The organism is Belliella buryatensis, assembly GCF_900188245.1.
Lineage (GTDB): Bacteria > Bacteroidota > Bacteroidia > Cytophagales > Cyclobacteriaceae > Belliella > Belliella buryatensis.
This window is the reverse complement of the sequence record NZ_FZOK01000015.1, coordinates 87,654-107,916: the sequence shown is the minus strand read 5'-3', so window position 1 is coordinate 107,916 and position 20,263 is coordinate 87,654. Positions and strand designations below refer to the sequence as shown.

The following is a 20,263-nucleotide window of genomic DNA, read 5'->3' as shown; positions in this document are numbered from 1 at the left end:
GTAGGTCGCCGCCACATTATCAAAAAGCCTTTCAGGAAACTGAAAGGCTTTTGTGTTTTTTACCCTATAGCTATATTTTCATGGATAGAGAATGATATATGCTTCGCTATATAAAGTTGATATATGCCTTTCCAAATCTTAATCTAACCAGATTTGTTAAACGTTAAAATTGTTCATCGTTAAATGTATGTTACCAGTATATTCCCTATCCTCCCACGTCTACCTGGCGTAGATAGGCTTAACGGATTATCATTTAACAATATTTTTCCTCAGATACAAGGCTGACCACTATCTATCCAATATGGCAAGCCCTTGCAAGCCTAATATCTATTCACCTAATAACCTAATCAACTAACCCCTCAATCAACCAAATCAACTAATTCCATTAGCTCAAAATCAACTTTAAACTTTCTAACTTCCCCAACTTTTACCCCAATCTACAATTTTCAATTCCTTCAATCTTACAATCCCTCAGGCTGTCCAAATTTCCAACTTTTTAAAAACCCCTCAGTATCTTATTTCCTTTTTAGGGAATAAAGTTGCAGTTTTGCACAAACTCAATCCTTTATGACTATCCTGCTGAAATCCCTAAGTTTTATTGATTCCAAAGGCATTCATAAGCCAGATGATTACATCTTTGATGGTGAAAGCCTTATCAAAACAGCTCCTAATTTATCCGTAAAGATTGATCAAACTCTGGACTGCACCGGACTTTTTGGTTCTGCTGGTTGGGTTGATTTAAGGTGTATGGCCTGTGAGCCAGGTGAAGAATATAAAGAAAGTCTAGATAGTTTGGGGGATTTGTTACAGGCTAGTGGGTTTTCAAAAGCTGTATTGATGCCTAATACCCATCCTGCAATTCAGAATAAAAGTGATTTGCAGTTTCTGAAAAATAAAACTTATGGGTGGTTTACCGAAGCAGTGATACAAACTTCAATTACAAAAGAAAATAAAGGAGAAGATTTTACAGATATTTTGGATCTGAATGCTCAGGGGGCTTTTGTTTTTGGTGATGGGCTTCATCCACTTTCAAATCCAGATAGACTGGCAAAAGTCCTTCAATACCTTCAAAAATTCGATGGTATTTTATTTGATCACTCTTATGAACCTTTGTTGGCTTTGTTTGGGCAAATGCATGAAGGCCTTATTTCCACTAGGATTGGAATGAAAGGAATACCTAGTTTGGCTGAGGAAATTGCTGTTAAAAAGAATCTTGATATTTTGAAATACACAGGTGGTAGGATGCATTTTCAGACAATCAGCACAAAGGGAGCTGTTGAGGCCATTAGATTAGCAAAGGGAGAGGGACTTGACGTTACTTGTGATACTTCCATTTATCATTTATTGTTCAGTGATGAGGACTTACTGACCTTTGATGCCAATTTTAAAGTGATGCCACCTTTTAGAGATAAAGAAAATATTACAGCATTAGTAGCGGGGCTTAAGGATGGCACGATAGACGCATTAGTATCGAATCATCAGCCGCAGGATTTTGATGCGAAGCATATGGAGTTTGATTTGGCTCAGCCAGGGATGATAGGATTACAAACCTTCCTGCCTGCTATGATCAAACTTAGTGACGAATTTGGTTGGGAACTTTTGATTTCTAAAATCACCGATGGTCCTAGAAGGGTCTTAGGTGAGGACCTGTCATCAATCAATAGCTTAACTATTTTCGATCCATCTGAAGATTGGCATTATAATCATAAATCTAACCTGTCTCTTTCATCAAATCACCCATGGATGGATTCCACCCTTCAGGGTAAAGTGAAATTTGTGATAAAAAAGAATAAACTAAACAAATTGTAATGTCTAAATACTTTTCTTATGCATTCAAAATAGGAGCACTTGGGGCGATATTTTCCATAGTTGCTTTTTTTGGTATGGGTATGCTTGGGCAAGACCCAACACTGCCAAGCCAGCTATTTAGTTTTGTTTCTGTACCAGTCTTTGTTGCAGCAGCCTTATATTTTGTGAGGTGGAAAGTCAATCAGAATCATCTAAGTTTCGCCGAGGGAATGACTGTAGGGTTTGTAGTTTACGCGACTAATGCATTAATAAGCTTTTTAGGGATTTTTCTCGGGTTGATATTTGCTCCAGAATTATTTCAAATGATAAAGGAAAATAAGCTTCAAATCACATTAGATAAGAAAGCCTTTACTATCGAGCAATATGGACAGGAGGTTTTTGACCTGACCTATCAAAGTATTTCAGATTTATCAGTTTTCCAAGTCTCAATTAATGATTTAATTTGGAAAATTATCTTTGGGCTGTTTTTTACAATTATTATTTCTATTATTTTGAGAAAAAATTTAAACTAAATAGCATTATGGAAACAACGCAAACGCCCCTAAAAGCTGGGCTAAATTCAGGAGTAATTCTAGGAATTGTCTCAGTGATCATTACCTTCATCTTTTATTTTGTCAGTCCTGAGCAATTGGTAGGCACAGCCTATACTGTTATTTATTTTGGGGCTTTAATAGGCCTTGTTATTTATTTTGGTCTCCAATACCGTAAGTCCATAGGAGGTTATTTGGAGTTTGGTCCGGCATTCAATTTCTCTTTCATTAGCATGTTGATTGGGGGATTGATAGGACTGGCAGGCACGATGATTCTTTATTTTGTAGTAGACCCATCTTTACCCAACGTGATAGCTGAATCCGCTTTGGAAACCAGTATGAATATGATGGAGAAATTTGGGGTAGCTGATAATTTGACTAGTGAGCAAATTGATGAAATGAGAAAAGCTACTTATGATTCAGTGTCCCCATTTGGTTTGATTAAGTCTCAAGGATTTGCTTTGATAGGCTATGCTATCTTATCTTTGATCATTGGCGCCATTATCAAGAAAAGAGATAAGTCGCTTGACTATTAATCAAAAGAGATGCTTGATATTTCCGTGATAGTGCCTGTTTTTAACGAGCAGGAGTCTTTGCCAGAATTAAATAATTGGATTAGCCGGGTCATGAATGACCACGGCTTTTCTTATGAAATCATTTTTGTCAATGACGGAAGTACCGATAGTTCTTGGGAAATTATTGAGGGGCTTTCTAAAAGCAATCCTAACATCAAGGCGATTAGTTTTACTAGGAATTATGGTAAATCTGCTGCCTTGGATATGGGCTTCAGTAAGGCTGATGGTGATGTTGTAATTACCATGGATGCAGACCTTCAAGACAGTCCAGACGAAATCCCTGGACTTTATCAAATGATCATAAAAGAAAATTATGATGTGGTGTCTGGTTGGAAAAAGAAAAGATTTGACCCCATCTCTAAAACTATACCTTCCAAGTTTTTCAATGGAGTAACTAGGTGGATCTCTGGGATCAAACTTCATGACTTCAACTGTGGATTGAAGGCCTACAAAAATAGAGTAGTCAAAAATATTCATATTTATGGGGAAATGCATCGCTATATCCCTCTTATAGCCAAATGGAATGGTTTCTCTAAAATAGGAGAAAGGGTAGTAGAGCATAGAGCTAGGAAATATGGTGTGACCAAATTTGGCCTTGAGCGATTTTTAAATGGTTTCTTAGATTTGATTTCTGTCTCCTTTGTAAATAGGTATAAGAAAAAGCCCATGCATTTTTTTGGAAGCTTGGGAACACTTTCCTTTTCTTCAGGGTTTTTGATTACGATTTGGCTTATTTTTCAAAAGGTTTACGGTTTATACAAAGGAACCAAGGTGAGAGAAATTACGGAGCAACCTTTATTTTTCCTCGCATTGGTGGCTTTGATAGTAGGTGTACAGTTGTTTTTGACTGGTTTCTTGGCTGAGATGATGACATCTAATAATTCCCGCAAGGCTGATTATAATATCAGTGAAATGATCAATATTGATAAGTGATGAAGTTTTCAGTCATCATTCCTGTTTACAATAGACCAGAAGAAATAGCAGAATTACTGCAAAGTCTTTTTCTCCAAGAGGAGCAACCAATGGAAGTAATCATAGTTGAGGATGGATCTACACAGAAATGCGAAAATTTACTTGCTGATTTTTCAGGCCAAATATTGATTAGATATTTTTTTATACCCAATATTGGACAAGGCTTTGCTAGAAACTATGGGATGAATCAGGCAAATGGTGATTTTTTTGTCTTATTTGATTCAGATTGTATTATTCCAAAGCAATATTTCCGAGTGCTTAAAGAAGCGATTTTGTCAAGAGAATTGGACGCATTTGGGGGTCCTGATGCTGCTGGATTAGATTTTTCTCCTATTCAAAAAGCCATGAACTACAGCATGACTTCTGTATTGACCACGGGAGGAATCAGAGGAAAGCTTAAAGATGTCTCAAAATATCAGGCTAGAGGATATAATATGGGGATGTCCAGAAAAGCTTTTCATCAATCGAAAGGTTTCATAGACCCTAACCGAGGTGAGGATATAGAATTAAGTTTGCGATTAAAAAAATTAGGCTTTCGACTTGAGTTGATTGAAGAAGCCTATGTTTACCATAAACGAAAAAATACACTCGCTTCTTTTTTTAAGCAAAGTTATACCTTCGGTCAGAATAGGATCAATATCAGTCGATTTCATGCAGACGCTATCAAAATTGTCCATCTGTTACCACTCTTTTTCTTGCTGTATTGGTTTTGTTTATTGTTAGGGATATTTGTTTTTCCTGATTCTGACCTACTAATTTCAGGGATTGTATTATTAGGGATTTGGAAAATTTCAATTTTAATTCACTCAACACTGAGCAATAATTCTTTAATCGTAGGTGTGTTGTCAGTAATTACATCTTTCGGACAACTCAGCGCTTATGGTCTAGGATTATTAAGTGAAACTGTAAAGAAATTTTTTAAAGGTTGATTCAACCTTTTTCACAATAAAAAATAATTTCCTGATCAGGTAAAGCATATTTTTTAATGGTTTCAAGATCTAGTGATTTTACAAATAAATTTTCTTGAACTTTAAGTCCAGATAAGCTCAGACGGACTGCATAGTCATTACCATATTTTCTGACATGATCTCTTTGACCAAAGAGGCGTTCTTTTTCAGCAGGGTCTGTGACCGTTTTATCTTCAATAGTCTCGGGTAAGTCATACACTGGTGATTGTATAATTCCCCAGCCATCTTTTTTCAGTACTCTGTTGATTTCTTTACAGGCCCGAATATCATCATCTACATGCTCCATGACGTGATTGCAAAAAACCACATCGAAGCTCTCGTCTTCGAAGGGGATTTGATGCACATCCATTTTGACTGAGGCTAAAGGTGATTCAATGTCTCCTGTGATGTATTCCAAATTTGGCAAGGCTTTCATTCTTTCGATGAAACATAGCTCTGGGGCAACATGGAGAACTTTTAATTTTTTAGTGAAAAATGGAGTTTCTTTTTGTAAAAACAGCCACATCAAGCGATGCCTTTCTAAGGCCAAGCAATTAGGGCAAAGAGCATTTTCTCTTGCTTTACGTCCGTATGGCAGGAATTTTCTGAATTGATGATCACAGACATTGCACTGAACTTGCTTTCCTTTGTAAAACACAGCTAAAACCCTGAGGAAAAAATGTGATACAAGTTGAAGGTATTTTCTAGGTATATACCGGATCACAAAACTAATAATTGATTTCATTATGAGCTTATTGCTGAAGTTAAATTGATTTAGCTTGCAATTTAAGGATTGTTGAGACAAAAATTGGAGTCGCTTGCCTACGAATCTTCTATGTGCCCTGATTTTATGCTAGTGGCTGTATAATATGCTCGTTGGGAGATTTTCCGGATTTCAAAATATTAGATTTGTAGATACTAGATTGTAACAAAAATCAGATGAAAAATAAAAAAACATATATTGGTATAGCCATTGCCATTGTATTGGTTTTCGTGGTATGGAGGTTTTTCTCGGGTACAGTAGGAGATAGCTTTGATATTTTTGCAGATGTCAAACAAGGCAGTTTTAGGGTAGAAATAACAAGTTCCGGAGAACTAGAAGCGCTTAATTCAGTCGAGATTCTCGGTCCTTTAGAGGCTAGAAGATTCCGTGTAAATAACATCACTATTGAAAGTATGGTGGATGAGGGGACAATAGTAAAGCAAGGTGATGTGATTGCCGAGCTAGATAAGTCCGAACTTTTTGGGCGACTTGATGATAAGCGTATAGACCTAGAGCAAAGTAGGGCGCAATACGAGCAAATTCAATTAGATACCTCTTTGGTCTTGAGACAGGAACGGGATAATATTTCTAATCTTGAGTACAATGTTCAAGAGAGGAAATTAGTTTTGGAGCAATCTCAATTTGAGCCCCCTGCGATTATCAAGCAAAATGAATATAACCTTGAAAAAGCAGAAAGAGATCTAGATCAAGCTAGAGAAAGATACAGGGTCAAAAGGCTTCAAGAACGAGCAAGGATGGTGGAGATTTCAGCTCGTGTTAGAGAGAATGAAAATGAGTTAGCTCAAATGCAAGAGGTTTTGGAGAAATTCACTGTGAAAGCTCCACAGAATGGGATGGTCATCTATCAATCTGGTAGAGGAGGTAAAATCAAGGCAGGCTCTCAGATAAGTTCTTGGAATCCAGTAGTAGCAACACTTCCAGATTTGTCTCGAATGAGAAGTGTAACTTATATCAACGAGGTAGATATTCGTAAAATAAAAATAGGTCAAGCAGTGGAGATTGGTTTAGATGCATTTCCGGATAAGAGATTGTCTGGGAAAGTTACCCGAGTAGCTAACATTGGTCAGCAAAGGCCAAACTCTGATGCCAAGGTATTTGAAGTGGTGATAGAAGTTAATGAAAGTGATGCTTCATTAAGACCTGCTATGACGACTAGCAATACCATTATTGTAGATCGTATTGAAGATGTGAAATATGTGCCTTTAGAAGCCATCAATGTACATAATGACAGTATTAATTATGTGTTTCTAAAGAATGGAGCTAAACAAGAGGTGTTGTTAGGTTTAGCCAATCTGAATGATATCGTCATAGAAATGGGGCTCAATGAAGGTGATCGAGTTTTCCTTTCTACGCCAGACTGGGCCAAAGATGCGCCTGTCAAATTACTCGCGGACCTTGATGGTAAAAGAAGAAAAATTATGGAAGAAACCTCAGAAGTCCCAGAGCAACCCGAATCAAATCAAGGTGAAGAGCGGACAGAAAGAAGAAGGGGGAGACAGTGAAAAAACCTTTGATTGATGAAAGATTGATGGCGAATTTCTCCATCGCTTTGGAGGCTGTATTTGCTAATAGGTTGAGGTCATTTTTGACTGCACTAGGGATTATTTTTGGAGTGGCTGCTGTGATTGCTATGCTGGCCATAGGAAATGGTGCGCAGCAAGAAATCATGGAGCAAATCAAATTGGTCGGGGTGAATAATATTGTGATTCAGCCAATTGTGGAGCAAGTGGAAGAGAATGTAGGTCAGGAAAGTGATCTTGAAAGTGAGCGTAAGCGTTTTTCACCTGGACTCCGGCTGATCGATGTAGAATCCATCCAGAAAACAATCCCCAACATAGAAAAACTAAGCCCTGAGGTAGTTTTAGAAACTCACGTAGTTTATGGTGGGATTAGGCGGTCTGCAAAATTGGTAGGGATCACTCCTGCATACTTTGATGTTTTAGATTTTCGACTGGAAGAGGGAAAGCTTTTTAGTGAGGCAAATAAAATAAAAGGAGATCCAGTTTGTATCATTGGTAAGGCAGTTCAGCGTAAATTTTTTCCAAAAGAAAACCCTATCGGTAAAAAAATCAAAAGTGGTAATCAGTGGCTAGAAGTGATTGGTATCATGGAAGAACGACTGGTATCAGAGCAGAGTATTTCTAAGCTGGGTATCCGGGACTTCAATATGGATGTCTATATCCCTATCCAAAGTATGTTGGTTAGGTTTAAAAACAGAGACTTGGTTACAGGTTTTGATCTTGAAGATGAAGAGACAACTCAGAGAAATGTTAATTATCATCAATTGGACAAACTTGTAGTCCAAGTAGGAGAAAGTGAGGCATTGAAGCCTACTGCTGAAGTGATATCTAAGCTGCTCGCTAGGAGTCACAACGGTGTTGTTGATTTTGAGATTACCATACCAGAACTATTGCTCAAACAGCAGCAACGAACCCAAAACATCTTTAATATAGTGCTGGGGGCTATCGCTGGAATCTCCTTATTGGTAGGTGGAATAGGGATTATGAACATCATGCTAGCTTCAGTGATGGAAAGAATAAAAGAAATAGGCCTAAGGCTTTCGTTGGGAGCAAAAAAATCCGATATTGTCAACCAGTTTCTTTTCGAATCCATCATGATCAGTGTTTCGGGTGGTTTGATAGGAGTGATACTTGGGGTAGTATTGGCCTATTTAGTCTCTGTTTTTGGAGATTTCCCTACAGTTGTATCATTTACTTCTATCGTACTTTCCTTTGGAGTTGCTGCGACGGTGGGTTTGATTTTCGGAATTGCACCTGCCCAAAAGGCAGCTAGTCAAGATCCAATAACTTCTTTACGATATGAATAAAAAACCGATTCTTTATCTATTCTTGGTAGGATTTTTTCTTACAATCAACAATTCAAGTGCTCAGCAAAGTGTAGAATATACACTTGAGCAAGTAGTAGCAAGGGCCAAATCTCAATCTCCAGCGGCAAAGAGGGCAGAGACTCAACGAGAAAATAGGTATTGGCAATACCGACTCTTCAGGTCTAATTACAATCCTCAATTGAGATTGGGTGGTACCATCCCTAGTTATTCTCAATCCTTCAATAATGTCACCCAGCCTGATGGAACTATCCAGTTTAGGGAGGTAAGACAGAACCTGATGGATGTCAATTTAGGATTGGTCCAACAAGTTTCTGCTACTGGTGGTACAGTGTCGGTCAATTCTTCGACCAATAGATTTGATAATTTTCTAGCAACTGGCTTTGATCCACAGACAAGATGGAGCGGGGTGCCGATAAATGTCCGTTTAGATCAGCCGATTTTTGCTTTCAATCCTTTGAAATGGGATAAAAAAATCGAGCCACTCCGATTCGAAGAGAGCAAAAGAGAGTATGTAGAGGAAATGGAAGGTATCAGCAGATTCGTTGCAATACTTTTCTTCGATTACTTGGACGCACAAGTTAACTTAGAGATAGCCTCACTTAATCTTAAAAATACTGAAGATATATTCAAAATCGAGCAGGGAAGATACAATATAGGTACTACCTACGAGGATAAGCTCTTGCAAGTAGAACTTCAAGTGCTTCAGGCCAAGCAACAATTGGCACAAGCAAGATTAGATATGGAAGAACGATCTCTAAGATTGAAGTCTTATGTGGGACTCAACGAGGCTACCAACTTAGTCTTGGTAGCACCTAAGGAGATTCCATTCTTTGATGTTCCCGTTGATGAAGCCATAGAGCGAGCATTTCAAAATAGATCTGAGGCACTTGGTTTTGAGAGAAGAAGACTTGAGGGTGAAGCTAGTGTAGCGCAGGCTAGAGGTCAGCGTTTTTTGATGAATTTGGGAGCAAGCTATGGTTTCAATAATGCTGCTTTGGCATGGGGAGATATTTATTCTAATCCAAATACACAAGCTTTGGTCAACCTCAATGTGTCAGTTCCGATTTTAGATTGGGGTAGAAATAAAGCAAGAATGGGCCAAGCGCAAGCGAGTAAGCAATTGATTGAATATACTGTGGAGCAAGATGTGATCAACTTTGAACAGGAAATTTTCACCAAGGTGAAAAACTTCCAAATGCTGAAAGACAGAATGGAAATCACCAAAGTGTCTGATGAGGTGGCAGAGAAGCGTTATGAAATATCATTAAAAAGATATCAAAATGGCAATGTGACTATTACAGATTTGAACATCGCACAGCAAGAGAAGGATAGCAATAGAAGGGCCTATATTCAGTCTTTGAGAGACTTCTGGACTGCATATTATGAATTGAGAGAGTTGACCCTATATGATTTTGAGTCAAGGACTTTGTTGTATAGCGCTGATAATTCAAATTAAAAAACAAAAAAGGTCAAGACTTAATTGTCTTGACCTTTTTTGTTCATCATTCTTTTATGCTTTTTCAATGCCTCGTGAATGATCCATTCGATCTGTCCATTGGTGCTGCGAAATTCATCTTCTGCCCATTTTTCCACAGCCTGCATCATCTTTTCATCTATTCTTAGGGCAAAGGGTTTTTTAGCCATAATCATTAATCCTCCTTCCAAGAATTTAAAATCTCTTGGATTTCTTTTTGCTTATGCGTGCTAAACACATATTTTTTATTTTCCTTCTCTAGGATTAGAATATGATCTGAAAAGTAAATAAATGCCTTGGTCTTCAGAGAAAACCTGATACCTACTCCTCCATATTCTAGCAATCCATCGGATTTTTTGAGTTCATATGTGTCAATTTCTTCTTTTTTGAACTTTGTCCAGCGATTGTAAATCGGAGGATTACGAAAGGAAATGCCATATTGATCTATCCGTAGCTCAAGCCTCATATTGAAAATGAAAAGAAATACGCCTATCATCAATCCTCCAACAATCAATATAGGAACCCATCCATCTTCTCCTAACTGCCCAGTAAAGTAGAAGGTCAATAGCAAAGCTAGCGTTGGCAGCTCAATCAATATGATTGCCCACATGATGAAGCTACCTCTTAAGTTTTGTTGCTCTTTGACTATCATGCTAAATTATTGGTTCAGCGTTCCCACATTCAACACAGGGCTTGCCGCTCTATCCGAACACAAGACCACCATCAAATTACTTACCATGGCAGCTTTTTTCTCCTCTTCAAAATCCACGATTCCTTTGATTTTCAGGTCTTCCAAAGCCATTTCTACCATTCCAACCGCACCATCTACTATTTTTCTTCTCGCTGCGACAATGGCTGTTGCTTGTTGCCTTTGAAGCATGGCGGAGGCGATTTCCTGAGAATAGGCCAAGTGAGAAATTCTTGCTTCGATGACTTTGATACCTGCATGATGCAAGCGGTCTGAAATCTCAGCTTCTAGAGAATGATTGACATCTTCTACACCAGAGCGTAAAGTGATTTCTGCATCCTCAGCTTCAAAATCATCATAAGGATATTTTCCTGCCATTTTCCGCACAGCTGCATCAGACTGAAGATGAATGAAGTTCTCATAATCCTCCACTTCAAAAGTAGCTTTGAAAGTGTCTTCTACTTGCCAAACAACAATGGTTCCCACCATGACAGGATTTCCGATTTTGTCATTTACTTTTAGCGGCTTGTTTTCAAAATTTCTTACACGAAGAGATATTTTATTCTTGGTCATAAACGGATTGACCCAAAAGAAACCATTCGCTTTAACAGTTCCTTTGTAAGCTCCAAATAGAATCAGAACCATGGCTTTGTTAGGTTGTAAAGTAAAGAAACCTGGTAGTGTTAAAATAAACAGTACAATCAGTGCTATACCTAACAAAATGACTTGGTTCATCAATAAAATAATAATGGCTGGTATCAGGGCTATCGCCACCAAAACCATCAAATAGCCAGAAAGGGGTTTTGTTATTTTTTCCATAGTGTATGATATTAAAATGATATCATTACAATATACTTAAATTTTGATAAAAGGTTACAAGTTTTTATTTATAACTAAAATCTACTATCTTCCATTTTTGAAAAATTAAACTATTTAAAATTAAGTAACAATGGAATTAGCCTTTATTAATAGTCCTAGTTTAATGGTTGTTTGGATTCTAACATTTTATTTGAACGTACTGATAAGTTTGTTTTTATTGTTTTATGTCCTATTAACAAAGAATCGGGATCATTTTATAACGATAGAATATTTGGTTTTACTTTTCATTCCAGTGTTAGGAGTTGCCTATACAATCCATAGGATATTTAAAATCAGGAAAATTCAAAAAGTATAAAGTCCATTTGCCTTATGAGAATTGTATTGGTACTGTTGTCTCTTGTTTGCTTGTCGAGTCAATCGATTGGGCAAGGAGTCGATTTTCAATCTATCACTTTGAAAGAAGCGCTGAATCAAGCTAAGGAAGAAGAGAAGCATGTCTTTGTAATGTTTGGTACTACACATTGTGGATACTCCATGCGAGCTTTTTTCAATTTGGGTAATAATAAAGAGGTTGGAGAATTTATGAATGCCAACTTTATCAATGTAGCATTCGCAAATCCTGAGGGGTTGAATGCCAAAACCATGAATGAATTGGTGGATCTTTCTATGGCAGAGCCATTGTCAAGACTTGAAAATAATGAAGAGGTAATCTTTACTAATTATTTTGTTTTTCCCAATTTCTTCTTTTTAGATCCTAATGGGAATATCACATATTTCTTTAATGGTAGTAGGAAAATTGATAAAAGAATTTTGAAAGCAGCACAAAAGGGGTTGAATCCAAAACCTCAAACCCCATTGTTTTTTAGGACATATTTTAACAATAGAATGTATCCAAAGACTAAACGCTCCCTGGGAATGCTTTCTGAGGGGATGCTTGCCTATCATCAATTGGAAATGCCTCCAGAACTTGATTATTCACAGCCTTTATCGATTAATTGGGAGGATATCAATCTCCCAGAAGGAAATCAAACTCTTGCAATAAAGCATATCGAAAATTCACTATCAAAAGGAGATCATTATTTTAACCAATTCTTGGCTGCGGTCATATATGATAAAACAGGAAATCCTGAAAAAGCATCTGTATATGCACAAAATGCAATTGATAATTATCCCAAACACTGGTCTAAGAAAAAAAGAGAATTGATAGATGAACTACTTAAGACTCAGTTTTCTTTGGACTGATCGCTATAGTAAAAAATAACCCTGCACTAAAGTAAAGCTCTTTCATGCAGGGTTTTTTTCTTTATTATTACTTCATCATTCGTGGTTCAGAATTCAATATTCAACATTTTAAATCCGAATACCGAAGAGTTCTCACTCGTGAATCTAAAATCTAAAATTTAAATTCTACAATTAAGTCAACATCGCTCCATCCACTTGTAGTACTTGACCTGAGATGTAAGAACTCATATCAGACCCTAAGAATACACAGGCGTTTGCCACTTCATCAGGTTGACCACCACGCTTCATCGGAATGGCATCTCTCCAGCCCTGAACAGTCTTTTCATCAAGAACAGCCGTCATCTCAGTTTCGATAAATCCTGGTGCGACAGCATTACATCTGATATTTCGAGAGCCTAATTCCAAAGCGACTGATTTCGTGAAACCTACGATTCCAGATTTGGAAGCGGCATAGTTTGCTTGTCCAGCATTACCTTTGATACCGACTACAGAAGTGATATTGATGATGGATCCAGCTTTGGCTTTCATCATCGTTCTAGTAGCAGCTTTGACGGTGTTGAAACAAGATTTGAGGTTGACATTGATGACTTCGTCCCAAGCATCTTCTGTCATTCGCATCAAAAGATTATCTCTGGTGATCCCGGCGTTATTGATCAAAATATCCAAGCCACCGAATTCAGAAACCACAGCATTGACCAATTCATCAGCAGCAGCAAAGTTGGAAGCATCAGATTTATAGCCTTTGGCTTTGATGCCAAATGCCGCTAATTCATTTTCCAAAGCTTGTCCTTTTTCAACACTTGACAAATACGTGAAAGCCACATTGGCACCTTCCTGAGCATATCTGATGGCAATGGCTCTTCCTATTCCTTTTGATGCTCCCGTGATCAGAGCCGTTTTTCCGCTTAATAATCCCATAGTTTAGTTTCTTTGGTTTTTTAAAATAAGGTCAAAAATAAAGATAATTTTTTAATGCACGCAGAGACGCAAAGACGCAGTCTTTTTGGTTATTTAATTTTAACCTCTTTAAAGACCAAAAACTATTCTTTTTACACCGTCTCTTAGAAGGCTTTCATTGAAATTAATTAGTAAACCAAGCTTAATATTAGTGAGCTTTAAATATGTGATTACTTGTTTGTAATGAACTTTAGATAAAGCTTCTATAGATTTTAACTCTATCAAAACCTTGTTTTCAATGATTAGGTCTGCTTTGAAGCTATTCTCGAAAATCATCCCTTGCCAAATGACAGGTATTGGTTTTTGCCTTTTTACATCAAATCCTTTATTACTCAATTCATATGCTAAAATATTTTCATAAATGTTTTCATATAAGCCTGGACCTAATTCAGAGTGAATCGTGTAGCATGAATTGATTATCTCTTTAGAAATTTCATTTTCAGTCATAAAAATAGAATTTGGAATGAACTATAATTTGCTAGCAATAATTTAAGAAAAATTATCATTTGAATAAAATTCCAGAATTCAAATTTCTTTGCGTCTCTGCGTGCCATGATTATAGCCTAGTCTTATATTTTTTTCTCACCTTAAAAAGCTTATTTTTGCGTAGCTTATTTGAAAATTAAACCTTAAAAATATGTCTTCAACGAAATATGATGTAATAGTAGTGGGTACTGGTCCAGGGGGGTATGTTGCGGCGATTCGCGCGGCTCAATTGGGTCTCAAAACCGCAGTAGTGGAAGCTGCCGAATTAGGTGGGATTTGCTTAAACTGGGGTTGTATTCCTACCAAAGCATTGATAAAAAGTGCTCAAGTATTTGAATATATCAACCACTCTGAGGATTACGGGATCAAAGTCAAAGGCGCTGAGATGGATTTCAACGCCATGATTAAAAGAAGCCGCGATGTAGCAGGTGGAATGTCCAAAGGAATACAGTTTTTGCTTAAAAAGAATAAAATCGATCAACTTTTAGGCTGGGGAAAAGTGCAGCCAGGTAAGAAAGTGGAGGTTGAAGACAAGGATGGTAAGAAGACTGTCTATGCAGGGGATCATATCATCATTGCAACAGGTGGTAGAGCAAGAGAACTTCCAGCCTTGAAAATCGACAATGAAAAAATCGTAGGTTACAGAAAAGCCATGACTTTGGATAAAAAACCTTCCAAAATGGTTGTAGTTGGTTCAGGAGCTATCGGTGTTGAGTTTGCTTATGTTTATAAGTCTATTGGTGTGGAAGTGACTATCGTAGAGTTTTTGGATAGAATCGTTCCTAACGAAGATGAAGAAGTATCAAAAGCGCTGGAGAAAATCTACAAAAAAGCAGGTGTCAAAATTATGACGAGCACAGAAGTGACTGCTGTGGATACCAAAGGAAAAGGTTGCAAAGTGACGGTGAAAGATAAGAAAGGAACTGAATCAACCATTGAATGTGATATCGTTCTTTCTGCGGTAGGTGTTGTATCAAATATTGAAAATATCGGATTAGAAGATGTTGGGATTTTGGTTGAGAAAGGTAAGATCAAAACTGACGAATTCTACAAAACCAATATGCCAGGTTACTATGCGATCGGTGATGTCGTAGCAGGTCCAGCATTAGCTCACGTAGCATCTGCTGAAGGAATTATTTGTGTAGAGAAAATCGCAGGTCACCATCCTGAAGCATTGGATTATAACAACATACCTGGATGTACTTATTGTATTCCTGAAATTTCTTCAGTAGGATATACAGAGGCACAAGCCAAAGAAGCAGGATATGAATTGAAAGTTGGTAAATTCCCATTCTCTGCTTCAGGAAAAGCATCAGCTGCCGGAGCAAAAGATGGATTTGTTAAATTGATCTTTGATGCAAAGTATGGAGAATTACTTGGTGCACATATGATCGGTGCTAATGTGACGGAGATGATCGCTGAGATCGTTGCTGTGCGTAAGTTAGAGACAACAGGTATGGATTTGATCAAGACTGTTCACCCTCACCCAACCATGTCAGAAGCAGTGATGGAAGCTGCAGCTGCTGCTTATGGAGAAGTGATCCATTTGTAATTACAATGAAATAATCCTAATATTATAAGCACAAGGTGAAACAATTGCCTTGTGCTTTCTTTTTATAGGAATGTCACATATTTTAAAAAGTACCTTTTGGAAGAAGAACAGTTAATAGCAGGACTTAGGGCTCAGGACCGGAAAACGGTGGAATACCTTTACGATAAGTATTCCAGAGCGCTCTTTGCCGTTATTTCTAGGATCATTACTGATCATGATATTGCTGAGGAGGTTTTTCACGATGCCTTTATCAAGATCACTAGAAAAATAGACGGCTATGATGAATCAAAGGGGAGGCTTTATACCTGGATGGCAAATATCTGTCGCAATGCGGCAATAGATAAAACCAGGTCTAAGGAATTTTCTAAAAGCAGTAAGACCAATACGATAGATGACTACGTATATGGAATCGAAAGCGAATCGGGTACCTTGGAGCTTGTCGATGGGATTGGAGTCAAAGAGCTCTTGACCGCCCTCAATGAGGAACAAAGGTTTGTGATTGAATGTATTTATTTCAAAGGGTACACCCACTCCGAAGTATCGGAGGAATATGATATTCCCTTAGGTACGGTCAAGTCACGTATTCGAGCAGCTGTAAATGTATTAAAAAAGAACTTAGAGAAAATTTAGTGGATATTCAAGCTTATATATCGTCAGGAAAACTCGAACTCTTCGTACTAGGGGAGTTGAGTGTGCGGGAGCAGGAAGAAGTGATGAAGCTAGCTGAGCAGTACCCTGAAATCAGGAAAGAACTGGATCAGATAGAAGAAGCGATGTTTGCCTTTGATAATTTATCAGGGAAGGCTCCTTCGACATCATTGAAGGCTCAAGTAATGGATACTTGGGAAAAAGAGGTCAAGCCTGCCGCTTCAGATCAAGCCATTCCTTCCAAAGGAGAAGGGAAAGTGGTACCACTTCAACCATGGAAAGCATATGCAGCAGCGGCATCTATTGTAGCAGTTGTCGCATCGGTTTTTGCAATTTATTATGCTACCCGATATTATGATGTAGACCAAAGGCTGATGGCAATGGTACAGGAAAGAGCAGTCCTCGCAGAGGAACTCGATAATTATAAAGTCAACTACGAACAGACAGATGCACAATTAGAGACACTTCTGACAGGTAATTTCGAAAGGGTACCTATGAAAGGAGATGGCTTTGAGATGCAGAAGGATGCGCAAGTTGATGTATGGTGGGATAAGGGTGCAGAAAGCGTATTTATCTCTGTCAACACGCTGAATGAACTGGATGAAAACTCCGACTACCAACTTTGGGCAATCGGTGACGATGGTCCTGTAGGAATAGGTCTAGTCAATGCAGGACAAAAATTCAGCTTGCAACAAATGCAAGCCGTGGCCGCAGCAGGAGCTTTTGCTATCACTATAGAGCCTAAAGGAGGAAGCGAAAGCCCAACCTTAGAGAAGCTCGTAGTATTAGGCCCAGTTGCTTAATTAATTATACTTATTCTAACAAAAAAGCCTGACTGGAAAGTCAGGTTTTTTTTATTTTAAGAAATTGATTTTAAATAGGTTGAAATTAAACTAAGAAAAAGCTTGACAACTATTGTTTTTTTTTTCTATAATTGTTCAGATCATTTTTACCGGTATTATTTTGATTGGGTTTCACGATCCTACCCGCGTTTTGCAATGGGTCTAAATTTATTTAATTATGAAAAAATTAATTGGAGCATTAGTATTATCATCTCTTATAAGTTTGTCTTTATCCATTCCAAATCAGACTTCTGCGCAGACTACTGGTTGTGATTATTGGGGTGAATTTCATAGTTGTGATATGTACGATTGTGGAGATTGTGTGTTCTTGGCTTGTGGTTCAGCAGGTGGGGTGTTAATTTGTGGATTTGATGATTTGATTGAAGATTAAGTTGATCTCAAAATAGTATATCCCTATGAGTTAATGCTGCATAAATGGATTTTGCAGCAAAACCCTTAATTAAATGTTTATGATACAGCGCTGTATTTTCTGTTTTTCATTGATTGGGTTTTTGTCTTGTAACGTTAAGGATGATGACCAAGTGAATTTTAAAGAATTTGAACTGAAAATTGAAGAATCAAAGATTTCAAATGATAAGATAGGTTTTTTCCAAAAGCCTGATAAGTCTCAGTTAGTATCTGATTCCCTTATCGTTTCTGTCGGTGGGTTTTCAGGTATTTCTATTTATAATTTAAATAATGGCGAACAAATTGATTTTGTTAACACGTTAAGTGATCCTAAAAGATCATTGATTTTCTCAACATTTGATGCGAGTGAGTTCCCTGATATCTATCTTTTGGAAAGTAAACGAAAAATGATTTATGTCTATAACTTTGAAGAAAAAGAATTCACTCAAACATTTCGTCTAGGTTTAGATGAAAGTACCTCTATACCATTGTTCGGAGGTAAGTTTAAAAAGTATCGAGATAATTTCTATATTGAACTCAATGCTGTAGAAACTTCCTTATTAGATCCTGAATATTATAGGAAGTCAGGTGAGTTTATGGGGGTGTTTGATACGGAGGGTAAACAGATAAAAAGGGTGATTCGGTATCCAAAACAAATGACTCATCCAGAAGGTCATTTTATACCCAATAATTATTATTCTTTTGATATTTATGAAGATAGATTGTATATCTGTTTTCCATTTGAGAAAGAAATACGAGTTTATGATATAAATGAAGATTTCGAGAAATATGAGTCAATCCCCCTCCCATTAAAAGGTTACATGACTTTAGACCTTATTGAAATTCCTGAAAAGTTTAATCCACAATTAATCCCTATTGAACAACGTCAGATTTCAGCCAGAGTTAGTAATTTGATCGTAGAAAGTGGTAAGTTGTATTTGTTTTTTGCAATAAATGATAATAAGCAGAATGAATTTTATAGAGTGTTTTGCTCCCTTTATCAACTAGATTTAGAAGAAGTTAAGTGGAATGTACAGAAAAATCATATAGACTTATATGAATTTGGTGAATTTATAGGAGTATCAGGTGAAAAGTTGGTTTATTTAGATGCTTCATTGAAGAATAAAGATAATAAATTCATCAATTTGGCGGTTATGAAATAAATATTCTCAACCATTTGAAAAAAGAAAACCGAAGGGATTTCCTTCGGTTTTCTTTTTTAACGGATATTCCCCAACTTGGCGTTTCAAATCTCTTTACCCTATGGAACTCCAACTTTCTACCCCTGCTTTGCTTTTCTCAGCCATCACGCTGATGATGCTGGCATTTACAAATCGATTTTTGGCCGTTGCCAATTTGATCCGGGGACTTCATAAAAAATACCTCGAAAACCCTAAAGAAAACATCATCATTGAGCAAATTCACAATCTCAAAAAGCGGCTAAGCATGATTAAATACATGCAACTTTGCGGGGTATTAAGTTTCTTGCTTTGCGTGATTTGTATGTATCTGATCTTTATCGGGGCACAGTCCGCAGCCAATTATGTATTTATTGGTAGTATGTTGGCACTTTTGATTTCTTTGGGGATCTCTCTTGTAGAAATCCTGATTTCCACCCAAGCACTTAACCTTGAACTGAAGGATATGGAAAATCAATTTCAAGAGCGAACAAGCAGTTTTTGGTTTAAAAAAGATAAAAATGATGAATAAACTCAGTAATAAAATTTCAGTATTATTTCTATTTGTAGCACTTTGGTCATGTAACACCAAGAATGCTGAAAGTTCTGCAGAAGTAGCTACTGCTTCTAATTTAATTCAAATAGAAAGTATTGAAGAAGCTAAAGAATTCTACGCTTGGACTGCAGATAGAATCCCGATGGTTTCCGCCCATAGAGGAGGTCCTTATCCTGGCTTTCCAGAAAATTCTATTGAGGCTTTTGAAAATGTGCTAAACCATACTCCTGCGATAATTGAGTTTGATGTAGCACTAACCAAAGATTCGGTTTTGGTGCTGATGCACGACAATACACTCGACCGTACAACCAATGGTTCGGGGAAAGTTATTGATATGACTTTCGAAGAAATCAGAACACTTCGCTTGAAGGACAAGGATGGAAACATTACTGATTTTATTGTACCTACTTTAGAAGAAGTCCTGGATTGGGGAAAAGGTAAAGTGCTCTACACGGTGGATATCAAAAGAGAAGTTCCTTTCGAAATGGTAGTAGAGGCTCTCAAGAAAGCTCAAGCAGAACCTTATGCTGCAGTTATTACTTACAGCGTCGAAGCAGCTAAAAAAGTACATGCTTTGCACCCAGAATTGATGCTTTCGGTAACGATAAGGAATGAAGAAGAATTGCAGAGATTTGAAGATTCCGGAATCCCGATTGATCAATGGATAGCATTCACAGGAACTTCTGAAAGACTGGCTGAATTCAATCAGTTACTCCATGAAAAAGGTGTTTTCACGATTCTTGGAGTATTGGGAAACTTAGACCGCAGCGCCAACGCCCGAGGTGATCAGATTTATGCAGAATTCGTCCAAAAAGGAGCGGATATTCTAGCTACAGACAGACCGATTGAAGCTGCAGAGGCGATTAAAGGTTTGATTCCGGAGAATAGTTCGAAGAAGAAATATTTGAAATAGGATTGAAATACTGTAGAAATAAGATGGAAATACGG

Annotated in this window: 22 protein-coding genes; 16 read left to right on the top strand and 6 right to left on the bottom strand. The window is 37.4% G+C overall.

The window, feature by feature from the left end:
• Nucleotides 1-567 precede the first annotated feature (567 nt).
• Genes CHB66_RS15055 through CHB66_RS15035 form a run of 5 tightly spaced genes read left to right on the top strand, consistent with a single transcriptional unit; the run spans nucleotide 568 to nucleotide 4,815 of the window.
• On the top strand, nucleotides 568-1,809 hold the full coding sequence (locus CHB66_RS15055) for a dihydroorotase (protein WP_089242239.1): 1,242 nt from the start codon (nucleotides 568-570) through the stop codon (nucleotides 1,807-1,809).
• Complete coding sequence (locus tag CHB66_RS15050) at nucleotides 1,809-2,321, top strand: DUF4199 domain-containing protein (protein ID WP_089242238.1); 513 nt, start codon at nucleotides 1,809-1,811, stop codon at nucleotides 2,319-2,321. Before CHB66_RS15055 ends, CHB66_RS15050 begins: the two co-directional genes overlap by 1 nt.
• Nucleotides 2,322-2,329: 8 nt before the next feature.
• Entirely contained in the window at nucleotides 2,330-2,875 is a 546-nt protein-coding gene (locus CHB66_RS15045; RefSeq protein ID WP_089242237.1) for a DUF4199 domain-containing protein, read from the top strand.
• Nucleotides 2,876-2,884: 9 nt separating this feature from the next.
• On the top strand, nucleotides 2,885-3,847 hold the full coding sequence (locus CHB66_RS15040) for a glycosyltransferase family 2 protein (protein WP_089242236.1): 963 nt from the start codon (nucleotides 2,885-2,887) through the stop codon (nucleotides 3,845-3,847).
• A complete protein-coding gene (locus CHB66_RS15035; protein WP_089242235.1) occupies nucleotides 3,847-4,815 on the top strand; it encodes a glycosyltransferase in 969 nt (322 codons plus the stop codon). The genes CHB66_RS15040 and CHB66_RS15035 overlap by 1 nt, the downstream gene beginning before the upstream one ends.
• A gap of 1 nt (nucleotide 4,816) precedes the next feature.
• Here CHB66_RS15035 and CHB66_RS15030 read toward each other — a convergent pair whose 3' ends face one another.
• Complete coding sequence (locus CHB66_RS15030) at nucleotides 4,817-5,578, bottom strand: class I SAM-dependent methyltransferase (RefSeq protein WP_089242234.1); 762 nt, start codon at nucleotides 5,576-5,578, stop codon at nucleotides 4,817-4,819.
• A gap of 194 nt (nucleotides 5,579-5,772) precedes the next feature.
• Between CHB66_RS15030 and CHB66_RS15025 the strand changes: the two genes are divergently transcribed.
• Genes CHB66_RS15025 through CHB66_RS15015 form a run of 3 tightly spaced genes read left to right on the top strand, consistent with a single transcriptional unit; the run spans nucleotide 5,773 to nucleotide 9,921 of the window.
• Nucleotides 5,773-7,119, top strand: coding sequence for an efflux RND transporter periplasmic adaptor subunit (locus CHB66_RS15025; RefSeq protein ID WP_089242233.1), 1,347 nt, complete (start codon nucleotides 5,773-5,775; stop codon nucleotides 7,117-7,119).
• A gap of 26 nt (nucleotides 7,120-7,145) precedes the next feature.
• Complete coding sequence (locus CHB66_RS15020; RefSeq protein WP_076502844.1) at nucleotides 7,146-8,444, top strand: ABC transporter permease; 1,299 nt, start codon at nucleotides 7,146-7,148, stop codon at nucleotides 8,442-8,444.
• Nucleotides 8,437-9,921, top strand: a complete 1,485-nt coding sequence (locus CHB66_RS15015) for a TolC family protein (RefSeq protein ID WP_089242232.1) — start codon at nucleotides 8,437-8,439, stop codon at nucleotides 9,919-9,921. The genes CHB66_RS15020 and CHB66_RS15015 overlap by 8 nt, the downstream gene beginning before the upstream one ends.
• A 20-nt stretch (nucleotides 9,922-9,941) precedes the next feature.
• On the opposite strand, the gene CHB66_RS15010 is transcribed toward CHB66_RS15015, so the two are convergent.
• From CHB66_RS15010 to CHB66_RS15000, 3 genes are read right to left on the bottom strand one after another with little or no spacing between them, the layout of a single operon-like run.
• The gene (locus CHB66_RS15010) at nucleotides 9,942-10,112 is read right to left on the bottom strand and encodes an Arc family DNA-binding protein (protein ID WP_089242244.1); all 171 of its coding nucleotides are present in this window, start codon (nucleotides 10,110-10,112) and stop codon (nucleotides 9,942-9,944) included.
• 2 nt (nucleotides 10,113-10,114) lie between these two features.
• The gene (locus CHB66_RS15005) at nucleotides 10,115-10,591 is read right to left on the bottom strand and encodes a hypothetical protein (RefSeq protein ID WP_089242231.1); all 477 of its coding nucleotides are present in this window, start codon (nucleotides 10,589-10,591) and stop codon (nucleotides 10,115-10,117) included.
• Nucleotides 10,592-10,597: 6 nt separating this feature from the next.
• Complete coding sequence (locus CHB66_RS15000; RefSeq protein ID WP_089242230.1) at nucleotides 10,598-11,446, bottom strand: SPFH domain-containing protein; 849 nt, start codon at nucleotides 11,444-11,446, stop codon at nucleotides 10,598-10,600.
• Nucleotides 11,447-11,815: 369 nt separating this feature from the next.
• Here CHB66_RS15000 and CHB66_RS14990 point away from each other — a divergent pair, with 369 nt between their 5' ends.
• The gene (locus tag CHB66_RS14990; protein ID WP_089242228.1) at nucleotides 11,816-12,688 is read left to right on the top strand and encodes a thioredoxin domain-containing protein; all 873 of its coding nucleotides are present in this window, start codon (nucleotides 11,816-11,818) and stop codon (nucleotides 12,686-12,688) included.
• A gap of 171 nt (nucleotides 12,689-12,859) precedes the next feature.
• On the opposite strand, the gene fabG is transcribed toward CHB66_RS14990, so the two are convergent.
• A complete protein-coding gene (fabG, locus tag CHB66_RS14985) occupies nucleotides 12,860-13,606 on the bottom strand; it encodes a 3-oxoacyl-[acyl-carrier-protein] reductase (protein WP_089242227.1) in 747 nt (248 codons plus the stop codon).
• A 108-nt stretch (nucleotides 13,607-13,714) separates the two neighbouring features.
• Nucleotides 13,715-14,092: a GxxExxY protein gene (locus CHB66_RS14980; protein WP_089242226.1), complete on the bottom strand. Its 378-nt coding sequence runs from the start codon at nucleotides 14,090-14,092 to the stop codon at nucleotides 13,715-13,717.
• A 190-nt stretch (nucleotides 14,093-14,282) separates the two neighbouring features.
• Between CHB66_RS14980 and lpdA the strand changes: the two genes are divergently transcribed.
• From lpdA to CHB66_RS14945, 7 genes are all read left to right on the top strand, one after another.
• Nucleotides 14,283-15,683 (top strand): dihydrolipoyl dehydrogenase, encoded by a 1,401-nt coding sequence (lpdA, locus tag CHB66_RS14975; RefSeq protein WP_089242225.1) that lies wholly within the window; start codon nucleotides 14,283-14,285, stop codon nucleotides 15,681-15,683.
• A 96-nt stretch (nucleotides 15,684-15,779) separates the two neighbouring features.
• Nucleotides 15,780-16,313, top strand: a complete 534-nt coding sequence (locus tag CHB66_RS14970) for an RNA polymerase sigma factor (RefSeq protein WP_076502835.1) — start codon at nucleotides 15,780-15,782, stop codon at nucleotides 16,311-16,313.
• Nucleotides 16,313-17,134, top strand: a complete 822-nt coding sequence (locus CHB66_RS14965) for an anti-sigma factor domain-containing protein (RefSeq protein WP_089242224.1) — start codon at nucleotides 16,313-16,315, stop codon at nucleotides 17,132-17,134. The genes CHB66_RS14970 and CHB66_RS14965 overlap by 1 nt, the downstream gene beginning before the upstream one ends.
• Nucleotides 17,135-17,351: 217 nt before the next feature.
• Nucleotides 17,352-17,564 (top strand): hypothetical protein, encoded by a 213-nt coding sequence (locus tag CHB66_RS14960; RefSeq protein WP_089242223.1) that lies wholly within the window; start codon nucleotides 17,352-17,354, stop codon nucleotides 17,562-17,564.
• Between the two features lie 73 nt (nucleotides 17,565-17,637).
• Entirely contained in the window at nucleotides 17,638-18,744 is a 1,107-nt protein-coding gene (locus tag CHB66_RS14955; RefSeq protein ID WP_089242222.1) for a hypothetical protein, read from the top strand.
• Between the two features lie 100 nt (nucleotides 18,745-18,844).
• A complete protein-coding gene (locus CHB66_RS14950) occupies nucleotides 18,845-19,291 on the top strand; it encodes a DUF2721 domain-containing protein (RefSeq protein WP_089242221.1) in 447 nt (148 codons plus the stop codon).
• Entirely contained in the window at nucleotides 19,284-20,228 is a 945-nt protein-coding gene (locus tag CHB66_RS14945) for a glycerophosphodiester phosphodiesterase family protein (RefSeq protein WP_089242243.1), read from the top strand. The genes CHB66_RS14950 and CHB66_RS14945 overlap by 8 nt, the downstream gene beginning before the upstream one ends.
• Nucleotides 20,229-20,263: the final 35 nt, after the last annotated feature.